This window comes from Gilliamella sp. B3172 (assembly GCF_026536465.1).
Lineage (GTDB): Bacteria > Pseudomonadota > Gammaproteobacteria > Enterobacterales > Orbaceae > Gilliamella.
Genome location: NZ_JAFNOA010000010.1, coordinates 41,204 through 53,764 on the forward strand (window position 1 = coordinate 41,204; position 12,561 = coordinate 53,764).

The 12,561-nt window shown below is 35.8% G+C and carries 12 protein-coding genes; 4 read left to right on the forward strand and 8 right to left on the reverse strand.

The window, feature by feature from the left end:
- The 6 genes from J3U37_RS10720 to J3U37_RS10745 form a co-directional block, all read right to left on the reverse strand.
- A partial coding sequence (locus tag J3U37_RS10720) for a hypothetical protein (RefSeq protein WP_267374837.1) occupies positions 1–187 on the reverse strand: 187 nt, incomplete at its 3' end.
- Positions 188–193: 6 nt separating this feature from the next.
- Positions 194–1,174, reverse strand: coding sequence for a hypothetical protein (locus J3U37_RS10725; protein WP_267374840.1), 981 nt, complete (start codon positions 1,172–1,174; stop codon positions 194–196).
- Positions 1,175–1,595: 421 nt separating this feature from the next.
- Positions 1,596–2,189: a hypothetical protein gene (locus J3U37_RS10730; RefSeq protein WP_267338012.1), complete on the reverse strand. Its 594-nt coding sequence runs from the start codon at positions 2,187–2,189 to the stop codon at positions 1,596–1,598.
- Positions 2,190–2,265: 76 nt separating this feature from the next.
- The gene (locus tag J3U37_RS10735) at positions 2,266–2,940 is read right to left on the reverse strand and encodes a hypothetical protein (protein WP_220218563.1); all 675 of its coding nucleotides are present in this window, start codon (positions 2,938–2,940) and stop codon (positions 2,266–2,268) included.
- 51 nt (positions 2,941–2,991) lie between these two features.
- Positions 2,992–3,582, reverse strand: coding sequence for a hypothetical protein (locus J3U37_RS10740; protein ID WP_267374842.1), 591 nt, complete (start codon positions 3,580–3,582; stop codon positions 2,992–2,994).
- 90 nt (positions 3,583–3,672) lie between these two features.
- Entirely contained in the window at positions 3,673–3,975 is a 303-nt protein-coding gene (locus J3U37_RS10745) for a hypothetical protein (protein WP_267374843.1), read from the reverse strand.
- A 383-nt stretch (positions 3,976–4,358) separates the two neighbouring features.
- Between J3U37_RS10745 and J3U37_RS10750 the strand changes: the two genes are divergently transcribed.
- The 4 genes from J3U37_RS10750 (at position 4,359) to lysS (ending at position 9,052) form a co-directional block, all read left to right on the forward strand.
- Positions 4,359–5,087: a type 1 glutamine amidotransferase gene (locus J3U37_RS10750; RefSeq protein WP_267374844.1), complete on the forward strand. Its 729-nt coding sequence runs from the start codon at positions 4,359–4,361 to the stop codon at positions 5,085–5,087.
- 523 nt (positions 5,088–5,610) lie between these two features.
- Positions 5,611–6,237 carry a Fe-Mn family superoxide dismutase gene (locus J3U37_RS10755; RefSeq protein ID WP_267374845.1) on the forward strand — a complete coding sequence of 209 codons (627 nt, stop codon included), beginning with the start codon at positions 5,611–5,613 and terminating at the stop codon, positions 6,235–6,237.
- Positions 6,238–6,408: 171 nt separating this feature from the next.
- Positions 6,409–7,507 (forward strand): peptide chain release factor 2 gene (gene prfB, locus J3U37_RS10760; RefSeq protein WP_324169869.1). Its coding sequence is split into 2 segments (ribosomal slippage): positions 6,409–6,483 and positions 6,485–7,507, totalling 1,098 coding nucleotides; the frame shifts between segments, so codons are not numbered across the junction.
- Between the two features lie 30 nt (positions 7,508–7,537).
- Entirely contained in the window at positions 7,538–9,052 is a 1,515-nt protein-coding gene (gene lysS, locus J3U37_RS10765; RefSeq protein WP_267336486.1) for a lysine--tRNA ligase, read from the forward strand.
- 249 nt (positions 9,053–9,301) lie between these two features.
- Here the strand turns inward: lysS and J3U37_RS10770 are convergent, their stop codons facing one another.
- Complete coding sequence (locus J3U37_RS10770) at positions 9,302–10,435, reverse strand: hypothetical protein (RefSeq protein WP_267338006.1); 1,134 nt, start codon at positions 10,433–10,435, stop codon at positions 9,302–9,304.
- A gap of 854 nt (positions 10,436–11,289) precedes the next feature.
- Positions 11,290–12,537 carry a uracil-xanthine permease family protein gene (locus J3U37_RS10775; RefSeq protein WP_370634038.1) on the reverse strand — a complete coding sequence of 416 codons (1,248 nt, stop codon included), beginning with the start codon at positions 12,535–12,537 and terminating at the stop codon, positions 11,290–11,292.
- Between the last annotated feature and the right edge of the window lie 24 nt (positions 12,538–12,561).

The window sequence follows — 12,561 nt, forward strand, 5'->3', positions numbered from 1 at the left end:
GTTGCCAATGTGTGGCAAAAGGATATAAAACATGTTTATCACCAATTGGCGGGCTGGCAAGCGGAGCTTGCATAATTTGGGTAATAAAATGGTCTTTTTTATTTTTATTAATCGGTTGGCTATTCGCCATTTGCTTACAACCTATCATCAAGAAGATGATGATAAAGGGTATAACTATCGTTTTCATACTATATTACCTCTTTTTAATTTTAGCCACTTCATCATCTATAAACACCCGATTCACAAGCTCACCATCTTTATAGGTTTCTGTGTACAAAAGTTTGCCTTTTTTGCGGGTGGATAAGATGGGTTCATACAGTTCATTATATTGTTGTTCTAATTGATGACATTTCCAAATACCAACAGGCAGGCCATTTTTGTATTCCGATTCGAGATAAATATAACCGATACCTAGAGGCGCATATTTACTGCCTGTTATCTCTATCCATACCCCCTCGCGAGTATGGTTTTGAACTAAACCTTCCTCTGTATCATTAAGATCTGTATTTTGAAAAGAACCATTAGTATCATAATAACGGATGAATTTGCCTTGTGGTGTCAGTTGGTATGTTCTTTTTTCGTTAGCAGCACTGTCTGTCTCATCACTACCAAAATCCCTAATAATTATTTTCCCATTATCATAATAGAAAAATCGATAGCTTCTACCCAGATCATTTCCATATTCGTAAGTGGCTGCTAATTTATCCACAATTTGATCAGAGCTGATAGAGATAATGGATTGAAAAATAAGGTGTCTTCCATACTCGCAATGGTTGCATTCTAACTCAAGGTTCTCGGTGGTGAGTAGAAACAGATCAAACTGAGGAAAGCCGGCTATTTTTTCCACATGAACTGTAATTTTCTGGTTTAAAATATCGTTGATATTAAATGGGATATCATAGGAATCCTGAACAATCTGCTTTAAATTTTCTTGGGTTAAAGTAATCTTATAGGATTGTTCTGATTGGGACTGCTTATCTAAATTTCTGGCCAATTCATAAAAAGCTTTTTCACTCCCCGAACGTTCATTTTCTGTTTTTGCATGTTGCCAATGTGTGGCAAAAGGATATAAAACATGTTTATCACCAATTGGCGGGCTGGCAAGCGGAGCTTGCATAATTTGGGTAATAAAATGGTCTTTTTTATTTTTATTAATCGGTTGGCTATTCGCCATTTGCTTACAACCTATCATTAATAGGATGGTGAAACATACTATTATCAATCTCATTGCCAATATTCCTTGTTTATTTTTTACAGTGTTTCCCCCGTACTTTAAAAAACGCTTGTATAGAATAACGGGTGCAGTATATGAGTGCGGTTTTCAGAATTTATGGAGAGTATATACCTGATTTCAGATAATAGTGAATTTATTTCTTCTTTATTTTAGGTGGATTTTTAATTGATAAGTTACTTTGAATAATAACAATTTTTGCCGATATATTTTTTTATTATCACGCATATTATGCACGGCAATCCATAGTAAAAAAATCCTGAATAATTATATATCATTTAGTCGCAATAAATTGGTATATCATTATTCAGGATTTTTATGTTGATTTTCTATAAAACTATTTAAAACTAATTCTTTTTTAAAACTATAATTTTCTATTGCGTAATACGCCATATTTGAAGTAATCTTCCATTCCTATATTATCCTCAGTATTGTAATCAGCAGGTATAGGGCAGTCCAATATTTTGGTTTCAATTGGTAAAGGTTTTAATTTTACTTCCTTAGTGACTTCATAAATTTTTTCAATCTCAAAAAAAACATTTTCTTCATCAAATGTACCCAAGCAAATTCCATTTTTATTATTTTCTAATCGAACATCAATAGAATATACATATTTATTAGCAACGAGGAGCACATCTCTTAAAATGTCATTTTTATCATATAAGAGAATATAAAAATTTTTATGATTATCTTTAATTTCAATGGGTCGAACATAATAAAACTCTGCATCAAGACCAAAAGTATCTGGAAGCATATAGTCTTCATTATTAAGATTAAAAAGCTTGTCTAACTCTTTTGATTTAAAATAATCATTATTTCGATCATATTGTGCTTCATAGACAAATTTTGTATCTATATATTGATTTTCGTAGGCATTACAACCGAATGGTAAAAAAATTGCTAAAAATAAACTAATCAAATAGTTTTTAATTTTTATGGTAGTGCGGTTTATTTTCATTTTCATCATCTTTATCTTTGGTATTATAGGAATTTAGTCTAATTTTTGCCGATATATTTTTTTATTACCACGCATTTTATGCACTGCAATCCATAGTATAAAAATCTAGAATGGATAAATACCATTTATTATCTAATTGGGTTAGATAAAATATAAAAATATTTTTTTCATGATTCGGTATTATACCTGGAAAGTTTTCTATATAAACAACTTTAACTGTTTTAGGGGCTATTATATCGGCAATGGCTTGATATTCCTCCCAAACAGGATTTTTTTCAAATTGATAGTGTTTTAGTTCCCAATGATAATAATCAAGCGCTATTTTTAAAGCCTCAATATTTTTTTCTTTTGAATTGGCATACAGACCTAGTTTAGTGACTTTTTCACTACATGGATCAAATGTAGGATATTGTTCATATTGTATTTTAGGATTGCCAGATATTGAAAACCCTAGCAATTCATCGTCTACCCAAGACGGTATTGTATTTTCAATTATTTTATTATTCGATTTAAATTGTTCAATTCTTCTCATTGTTGGGCTGGTACTTCCATTATATACAATGAAAAGACCTATATCTTTATTAATATATTGGTTAATTTCTTTAAAATTCTTTTTATTAAAAAGGTCAATAAGTTGATAAACCGTAGCATCAAAATGTGGGATTGTTTGAGTCACTGCTGATTGATTTTCTATTTTTTGACTACATGCTATATTAGCCAAAGACAATAGAATCAGTAATAATATTCTCATGTTAAAATTCCCATGTTTTTTAGTTGTTTATCTTTCTTTCGAACTTAAACTTCATTTGCCATCAAATTCAACTTTTCCTTGATTTATCCATTGATTATCTTTCCACTCGCCGTCACACATATCTACCCCTGACCTAACAACTTTTGAGTTTTTGATATCGATAATGATACATTGATAGTTTCCGTTTAGTTCCTGTGATGTTCCAACATAACCTTTGCTAATAGTATCCATTTCAACATAATGTTTATTTTCAGATATTTTAAAATCAATTGAATAAATACCTGCATATACGTCATCGTATCCTTCATATCCTTCGATTTTAGATATAACACCGTTTCTACTTAGTCTTGGTTCTGAATAAAGTTTGTAATCTTTAATATAATTTAAGAAGATTAATTCTTCTTGATCGCTGATTTTTAGTTTATAGGCATAGCCTGATTGACCAGATAAATGCGTATCAGACTGCAAATCTATCTTAGGAGAAACCTTAGGAGTAGAAGAAGGAGGAGACTCTAAAAAAACCTCAGTAACTACGTAATCATATTCAATGGGAGTGACATGATCATCAGCTTGTTGACTCTCAATTTTTTGACTACACGCTATGTTAGCCAAAGACAATAGAATCAGTAATAATATTCTCATTTTAAAATTGTTTCCTTTTACTATTAAGTCGACTGACAGGAAAAGCAAAAAAATTCAAACCCCAAAAAGTAATATGTGGTAAAAATTGCTTCATAGGGTTTTCTCTTTTGTATTTTTACGTTTTAAAAAAAACAGTATAAGTAAAACTGAAATATTAAGAATTAAAGGAATCTTATAAATCATATCAATGATATTTTGTCCTATCATTTCATTTTCATCAGAAAACAAAACATAATAACTATTGTAACTTAAATCATTAATATAACTATAGTTTTCAGAAAGAGGATTTAATTTTAGCGCCATAAAAACTGTAGGATCATCTTTACAAATAAGAATTTGGGTAAAACATTTAATTAATAGTAATAGTATTATTAACATCTTTAATAATTTCATTTTGTCATCCATTTATAATCTTATTGGATAGATTGAATTGTGAATTTAATCCAAGAATACCCTTCATAAATATTACTTTTTTCATATTCTTTTCTTCCAATAATATAATGATATTCAATATCTACCCAATTATTTTTTACAACATGTCATTTTTCTACATCATTGCGCTAAAACCATAAAATCTCTCGCTGGAGCCAATTTTAGGAATTCTGAAACCTGTTAAAGCAGATTTTTATACCAAATATCTCCCCAGCTCCCGCATAATACGCCAAATCTTCACTATTGTATTTCTTAATAAAAGATTCATAATAAACATCGCGCTTAATTGTCCATATTCAATATAAAGTAGGACACAGATCGATAAGATTAAAGGAGATTTACCAATGCATGTGCACTTTATCATCCACGAAGATTTCGAAGCACCTGGCGCATATGAGCAATGGGCAAAAATGCATCAACACACCATTAGTTATTCTCGTGTTTATCTTGGTCAGCCGCTTCCCGATAAGATAGATAAGATTGATATGTTGATTATCATGGGCGGACCACAATCGCCAGCAACGACAAAAAAAGAGTGCCCGCATTTTGACTCATTAGCCGAGCAGACCGTCATATCTACGGCAATTAAATTACAAAAAATAGTCATCGGTGTCTGTCTTGGCTCGCAACTAATTGGTGAAGCCTTAGGTGCACATTTCGAGCATAGTCCGGAAAAAGAGATTGGCAAATTCCCAATTACGTTGACCGAAGCAGGCAAAAGAAATCCGCTTTTTTCTCATTTCGGTGATTGTTTGGCGGTCGGCCACTGGCACAATGATATGCCGGGTTTAACTCAAGATGCCAAAATCATTGCTTATAGTGAAGGCTGTCCACGACAAATTATTGCTTATGGCAAATTGGTGTATGGTTTTCAATGTCATATGGAGTTAACCCATGAAGTGGTTGAAAAGTTGATTGCCCACTCGCAAAATGATCTTAATCAAGCCGCTAAATATCGTTTTGTTGATACTGAAGATAAATTACGCAGTCATGATTACAGTAAGATGAATTATAAACTCTTTGTTTTCTTAGATAAACTTACCCAACTTTACCTATCATCAACCTCAAATTAAGAGGTTGATTGTTCATTGTAATAATTGTAGTTAGGCGAAATGATCAAGTAGATAAGCCAGAAAAACGGCGTAATTTGAGGCTAAAATTAGGTAAAAGTATTTTACCTTAAAACGTAAATTTCATTGGTGGAAAAATCGCAAGTCATTTAGTGTCGCCGATCTTAATAATCGTTCATGTTGCTACTTGCATAAAAAACATTATTCGGTTTTATTCAGACAGCTAAAAGATGTAGATATGTATTTGCAATATAACAAAATGACCAATCTCCGTTTAGCATTGAAAAACTTAATAGCTTATTATCAGGAAGTAAAATTAGTCAGCGAAAATGATGCTATCATGATGTCTATCCCACGCCTAACCAATCATGACACTCATTAATATTAAACGCTAAATTGGTATAAATTGATTAATTATTAAATAGTCATTAACTATCTAAACAATAGATTGTGAGTAAAACAATTTAACCGTATACTCAATTAATTAAAGCAATAACTAAAATCTAATTTTGAAAGGAGTATCCTCATGGCCTATACATTACCACCACTTCCTTATGCTTATGACGCATTAGAACCGTATATCGATTCAGAAACGATGCATCTTCACCATGACAAACATCATCAAACTTATGTCAACAATGCTAACGCACTTTTAGAATCTTTACCGGCCGAACTCAAAGATTTATGCCCTGAAACTTTACTTCAAAATTTAGACAAAGTACCAGCAGACAAACTGACTGGAATTAAAAACAACATGGGTGGTCATGTTAATCACACCCTATTTTGGGAACTACTCAAAGTTGGTACTGAACTTAAAGGCGAACTAAAAGCAGCGATTGAGAAAGATTTTGGTTCAGTTGATGCATTTAAAGAGAAATTTTCAAACGCCGCTGCTACTCGTTTTGGTTCTGGTTGGGCTTGGTTAGTATTGCAAAATGGCAAACTAGAAGTTGTCTCTACTGCAAATCAAGATTCACCGGTAATGGGCGAAAAATTTTCAGGTGTTTCAGGTACGCCAATTTTAACTTTAGATGTGTGGGAACACGCTTACTATTTGAAATACCAAAATCGTCGTGTTGATTATATCGGTGCATTTTGGAATGTCATTAACTGGGACAAAGTTGCTGAGTTATACGCTCAAGCTAAAAAATAGACTTTTTAAACATCATACCCTCCTGTTTGATCAATGACGCTTTATGCGTCATTTTTTTCTTAATTAAGCTCATTGCTTTGACCCGATAACAAATTGGCAATTGCTAAAATATACTTAAATCCGCTACAATGGGCGATTATTTAAATATCAGAAAACCGAACAAATTAACACATGTTTGAAATTAATCCGATAAAATCCAAAATAGCCGAACTTACCGAGCGCACAAACGTGATTCGGGGGTATCTTTGACTATGATCTCAAGAAAGAGCGGCTTGAAGAAGTCAACGCCGAATTAGAACAGTCCGAAGTTTGGGCAGATCCCGAAAAAGCACAGGCGTTAGGTAAAGAACGAGTCACACTTGAAGAAATCATAAATACTATCAACTCATTAACCCAAGGCCTTGACGATGTCGAAGGTTTACTTGAACTTGCTATTGAAGCCGAAGACCAAGAAACTTTCGATGAGGCTAATGCTGAGCTTGAACAGTTAGAAAAGAAACTGGCCGGACTTGAGTTTCGCCGTATGTTCTCCGGTGATTATGACAGTGCCGATTGTTATTTAGATATACAGTCGGGGTCTGGTGGTACTGAAGCGCAAGATTGGGCTGAAATGTTACTGAGAATGTACTTACGTTGGGCTGAATCGAAAGGATTTACAACTGAAGTTATGGAAGTTTCTGACGGTGATGTTGCCGGCATTAAATCTGCAACAATCAAAGTATCGGGTGACTATGCTTATGGTTGGTTACGTACCGAAACCGGCGTACATCGTTTAGTTCGTAAAAGCCCATTTGATTCAGGTAATCGCCGTCATACATCATTTGCATCGGTTTTTGTCTATCCGGAAATTGATGATAATATTGATATCGATATTAACCCCGCTGATCTTCGTATTGATGTTTACCGAGCATCCGGCGCCGGCGGACAACATGTCAATAAAACGGAATCAGCTGTTCGAATCACGCATGTGCCGACGGGAATTGTGACGCAGTGTCAAAATAACCGTTCTCAGCATAGTAATAAAGATCAGGCCATGAAACAGTTAAAAGCAAAACTGTACGAACTTGAGATGCAAAAGAAAAACGCTGAAAAACAGCAGATGGAAGAAAACAAATCTGATATCGGTTGGGGCAGTCAAATTCGTTCTTATGTGCTTGATGACTCAAGAATTAAAGATTTGCGTACCGGCGTTGAAACGCGTAACACTCAGGCCGTTTTAGACGGTGATTTAGATCAATTTATTGAAGAAAGCTTAAAAGCAGGTTTATAAACCGCTTGGTTATAAATAAAAGGTAAAATTATGTCAACACAGCAAGAGCAACAAAACCATATTGAAGAGTTAAATAACGAACTAGCTATCCGTCGTGAAAAGCTAGCAAATATTCGCCAGCAAGGTATTGCTTTCCCAAATGATTTTCGTCGTGATGCTATTTCAAGTGATCTTCATAAATTGTATGACGATAAAACCAACGAAGAATTAATTGAAAATAAAATTACCGTTACCGTTGCCGGCCGTATGATGATGCGCCGTATTATGGGTAAAGCTTCTTTTGTTTCTTTGCAAGATGTTGCGGGACAAATCCAACTTTATGTGACCCGAGATGATCTACCTGAAAACTATTATAACGAGCAGTTCAAAAAATGGGATTTAGGCGATATTGTTGGTGCTAAAGGTTATCTATTTAAAACCAAAACAGGGGAGCTTTCGATTCACTGTGAAGAGATTCGTTTATTAACCAAAGCGCTACGACCATTACCGGATAAATTTCATGGCCTTGCGGATCAAGAGATGCGTTATCGTCAACGTTATTTGGATCTTATCACTAATGAAGAATCAAGAAATACCTTTATCGCTCGCTCAAAAGTGGTAACTGAAATTCGTAACTTCATGTTAGAAAACCACTTTATGGAAGTTGAAACCCCAATGATGCAAGTGATTCCTGGTGGGGCATCAGCTAAACCTTTTATTACGCATCATAACGCCCTCGATTTAGATATGTACTTACGAATCGCACCAGAACTCTACTTAAAACGTTTGGTCGTAGGTGGCTTTGAGCGTGTGTTTGAAATTAACCGTAACTTCCGTAACGAAGGGGTTTCGCCAAGACATAATCCGGAATTTACCATGATGGAAATGTATATGGCGTATGCCGATTATAAAGATCTGATTGTATTAACCGAAGCACTATTCCGTCGCTTAGCTATCGCGGTAACCGGTGATGCAGTTGTACAATACGGTGAACACACTTTTGATTTTGGTAAACCATTTATCAAAATGACCATGCGTGAAGCGATTTGTCATTATCGACCAGAAACCAATAATGCGGATTTAGATGATTTTGATAAAGCCTGTGCGATTGCAAAAGCCGTGGGAATCAAAGTGGAAAAAGGCTGGGGGCTTGGTCGAGTTGTGACTGAAATTTTTGAAGAAGTTGCCGAAGCTAATCTGATTCAACCAACATTTATCACCGAATACCCGGCAGAAGTCTCACCACTAGCTCGTCGAAACGATGAAAACCCATTTGTGACAGACCGATTCGAGTTCTTTATTGGTGGTCGTGAAATTGGTAATGGCTTCTCAGAACTTAACGATGCCGAAGACCAAGCACAACGTTTTGCTGATCAAGTATCGCAAAAAGATGCCGGTGATGATGAAGCTATGTTCTATGATGAAGATTATATCACTGCATTAGAACATGGTTTACCGCCGACAGCAGGGCTAGGAATTGGGATTGATAGAACCGTAATGCTATTTACCAATAGCCATACAATTCGGGACGTGATTTTATTCCCAACAATGCGTCCAATTAAATAGTTGCTACTGACTTAAAACTCACTTATAAACATAAGTGAGTTTTTTATTGCCAAAAACCTCGCTTCTTAACTTTTTATGTAAAACGCTAAAAAAATAACCCACCCTAGTTGAGGTGGGTTTTTCATGAGGGGCTAGGTCACAAAAATGCTTCTTTATTGCAAGGCTACGTTGACTCATCGAGTCAACTAGCCTTTAACAACTTAACGCTATTTCTGCTACTTTCTATTCTCCAATCCTAAGAAATTAGAATTAAGGCCAGACGCAAAGCCCTTTGCTTTTGTTGTAGTCTTCTTTCTCTTCATCGTAGACGCCCCAATCTATAGTACCCTCGTCCCCGAACACAATAAAGTGGTAGGTAATACCAATTGAGTCACCAGTCCAGTACCAGTGGGGAGTAAAATCAGTCTCAGGATAGCTGCGCATAGTACCCCACTCAGTAAAGAAACCTGCACCAATGTGACGCTGGTAAACGTTACTCGGTGAAGGAGGGGTTGCACCGACTGAGCCTTCGCAGCTAACAGCTGCATTGTGACGCTGGCAAGATGCATTGGTTAGATCTTTTACCTTAGGAATCCGATAACCTATATTATTACACCAAGCAACTGTATTCGGATGAACATAAAAACCATTACCACGACCGACGAACCACTGCTTTAAGACAAACCCATACTTGACCACAGCATTACCATTACTATCACGGCCAACTAACTCGAATGTCTGAGGTAAGGTAGGTTTAGCAACAGGACCGGGATTATTTAAACCCCACTGAGATTGGGATGCAACTGGGCCTGTTAATGTAACACGAACCCCTGTACTTGTAGAATTGGTCATAGTAGCTGTGATACCACCATGTGAAACTGGAGACCACGATAATACCTGATTATTACCACTAATAGCTAAATCAAAGTACAAATTGTTACCACCAACGGTAGGAAAGTTTAAATCATAAGATGACTGAGGAAGAAAGCCATTATTCGGATCCCACATCGTAGCTGGGCCAGCATAAGCACTTACACCATATTTCAAGCTAGGCTTGGCAAAACAAACCACAGGCCCCGTCTTAGGATTAACATAATAAGTAACATCATTTGCACTGAAAGTACTACCTTGTGGAATGCCATAACGTGTAGCTAATGTGCTATCAGTGTTAGTTAATTTAACTTGATAAGGTGCCTTACAAATTTCCGGTACTGTATTACGTGATACCGCTTGGTCATATTTATCCACAATAGACAAACTTAAACTACCGGTAGCAGTTATATCACCATCACCATCATCATCCCCCCAATAATAATAAGGCGAACCAATCAATGCACTCAATTCAACTTCATTGGTATCAGTTGGCATTAACATGTTTATATCAGCAAAACTCTGACCTATCACAGGCAACTCGATTGGAGTTGTGGATGAAGTATTGGTTGAAGGCGTGTACTGCACGCCGTTGGATAACGTAATTCCGAGTAGACCATCGGTATCAACTGCGCGAGTGTGACCTCCGTCAAAAGTTAAATACGGCGCGCTACCCTCAATAGGGTTCGACGTTTTAGAGGTTAATGCATGGGCGGAAAAAGAAGTCGAAAACAAAATCGCCACACCTAAAAAAATCTGCTGAGATAATCTTGAACCGTAAGAGGATCGACGAAGAGATCTTAAATTTTGTTTTATTAATGAACTGGAGTGAAAAACGATATGTTGAGAGTTTGAATTATGTGAATTTGAATTAAAGTCTATTTTTTGAAAATTACGAAACATGTTCGACTATCCTGTCAATTATAATTATGATTTATTACTTGATTTTAGTTATCCAACTAAAATGCTATAAAAGTATAGTGATTGGAAAAATACGACGCAATCCCTTTTTTCATATAAAATAGTTAACTTTAGTAAAGAAAATCGCAGAAAAATCAAACAACGATCGAATAAACACTGCTTTAATTAAAATCCTCTTTAAAAAACTTTAAAAAAACATATTTTTTGATTAAAAAAAATCCAATCTTAGTGTATAAAATTAACGGTTTTAGTCATTGTATGAAATTTGAGTAGGATGTTGAGCTTCAAAAACCCGGCTTATCAACTTTTTTGCTGTAAAACCTGTCCATCACTTAAGGTCGGATTATTAATGCGGGGCAACATTGCAAGACGGGATTTTAAACTTTAAAAATCCCGTGCCACAATGTTTTGAAAAAAGAAGTGACATTTTTTAGCTATTCATCAATTTAATGATTAGCCACGATTTATTAGTCGGTTGACTTATGAGGTAAGATTAAATTTAGTACAATGGCTAAAATTCCACATAAGCTGATACCTTGTAGCGCATAGGATCCAAAATCAAAGATCATTCCACCAATACCAAACACAAGGACTAATGAAACAATGCACATATTGCGTGATATCGAAAGATCGACCTTATGTTTAATCAATATATTTATGCCTACTGATGCAATCGAACCGAATAAAAGTACCATAATCCCCCCCATTACAACAGTTGGAATTGTACTTAAAAAAGCGCCGATCTTACCAACAAATGACATGAAAATCGCCCAAATTGCCGCCCAAGTCATTACTCGTGTTTTAAAATTACGGGTTAACGTGACAGCGCCAATAACTTCGGCATAAGTGATACAAGGCGGACCACCAAAGAAGCCGGCACTTGAGGTTGCTAATCCATCACCAAGCAACGTTCTTTGCAATCCCGGTTCTCGGGTATAATCTTTTCCGGTTACGGCACTAATGGCCATAATATCACCCACATGCTCAATCGTTGGTGCAATAACAATTGGGATCATATATAAGATAGCTTGCCAGTGAAACTCCGGAAAGGTGAAATCCGGCACTTTAAACCATGGGGCATCAATAATGGGTTGAAAATTGACAATCCCCATTACACACGACAAAGCATACCCCACAACAATACCGGCAATAATCGGCACTAATCTAAAAAAACCTTTGGCCCAAATTGCCACAATTAAGGTGGTTAATAGTGACGCCATTGAAATCAAAATTAACTGATAGCTTTCCGCTGGTATTCCGCTGTCGGTACCCATTGCCATTTTTACTGCAACTGGTGCAAGCGATAGACCAATAACCATAATAATCGGCCCGGTAACCACTGGCGGTAAAATGCGATCAATAACATGCTTACCGTTAATTTTCACCAAAAAGGCAAAAAACATAAACACAAAACCGGCAGCAACCAGTCCACCCAATGTTGCAGGTATACCCCACTGTGCTACGCCAAAAGAAATCGGTGCGATAAAAGCAAATGATGAAGCTAAAAATACCGGTACTTTTCCTTTGGTGGTGAGTTGAAATAATAACGTCCCCACTCCAGCTGTGAATAAAGCAACATTGGTATTTAATCCGGTTAAAAGTGGTACAAGTACTAATGCACCAAATGCAACAAATAGCATTTGGGCACCGGTAAAAATATCTTGCCACGAGTGTTTAAGTTGTGATGCATCATTATCGATATTGTCTGTTGTAATTTTAGACACATTGTCCTCTCTTAT

Excerpts from the sequence above, each read along its gene's own strand:
- J3U37_RS10725 (WP_267374840.1), bottom strand. The coding sequence starts at position 1,174 with ATGGCGAATAGCCAACCGATTAATAAAAATAAAAAAGACCATTTTATT.
- J3U37_RS10730 (WP_267338012.1), bottom strand. The coding sequence starts at position 2,189 with ATGAAAATAAACCGCACTACCATAAAAATTAAAAACTATTTGATTAGT.
- J3U37_RS10735 (WP_220218563.1), bottom strand. The coding sequence starts at position 2,940 with ATGAGAATATTATTACTGATTCTATTGTCTTTGGCTAATATAGCATGT.
- J3U37_RS10740 (WP_267374842.1), bottom strand. The coding sequence starts at position 3,582 with ATGAGAATATTATTACTGATTCTATTGTCTTTGGCTAACATAGCGTGT.
- J3U37_RS10745 (WP_267374843.1), bottom strand. The coding sequence starts at position 3,975 with ATGAAATTATTAAAGATGTTAATAATACTATTACTATTAATTAAATGT.
- J3U37_RS10750 (WP_267374844.1), top strand. The coding sequence starts at position 4,359 with ATGCATGTGCACTTTATCATCCACGAAGATTTCGAAGCACCTGGCGCA.
- J3U37_RS10755 (WP_267374845.1), top strand. The coding sequence starts at position 5,611 with ATGGCCTATACATTACCACCACTTCCTTATGCTTATGACGCATTAGAA.
- lysS (WP_267336486.1), top strand. The coding sequence starts at position 7,538 with ATGTCAACACAGCAAGAGCAACAAAACCATATTGAAGAGTTAAATAAC.